Origin of the sequence: Aquimarina hainanensis, assembly GCF_042684685.1 — a bacterium.
Classification (GTDB): Bacteria; Bacteroidota; Bacteroidia; order Flavobacteriales; family Flavobacteriaceae; genus Aquimarina; species Aquimarina hainanensis.
Map to the genome: position 1 here is coordinate 1903 of NZ_JBHULX010000046.1, position 501 is coordinate 2403.

At 50.3% G+C, this 501-nt stretch carries 1 protein-coding gene; it reads left to right on the forward strand.

Translation table 11 applies throughout. The annotated features are described in order from the left end of the window. Window positions 1-501: Ig-like domain-containing protein (locus ACFSTE_RS20985; RefSeq protein ID WP_378298400.1), on the forward strand; the 501-nt coding region annotated here is incomplete at both ends.

The following is a 501-nucleotide window of genomic DNA, read 5'->3' on the forward strand; positions in this document are numbered from 1 at the left end:
CTTAACAGTAACGGTAGATGGAGTTACCTATAGCGAAGGAGACGGGAACCTGGTAGACAATGGCGACAATACCTGGAGCTTAACGATTCCAGCGGGCAATGAGATCAGTCCTGACGGCAGCTATGATGTAACGGCTACAGCCACGGATACAGCTGGTAATACGGCTACGGATACCACTTCCGGAGAACTGATCATCGATACAGTCGCCCCTACAGTTCCAACAGTGGTTAGTCAGACCACCAATGATACCACCCCGGTGATCACAGGTACAGCGGATTCTTCAGACAGCTTAACAGTAACGGTAGATGGAGTTACCTATAGCGAAGGAGACGGGAATCTGGTAGACAATGGCGATAATACCTGGAGTTTAACAATTCCTGCGGGCAATGAGATCAGCCCTGACGGGACCTATGATGTAACGGCTACAGCCACGGATACAGCTGGTAATACGGCTACGGATACCACTTCCGGGGAATTAACAATCGATACAGTCGCGCCTAC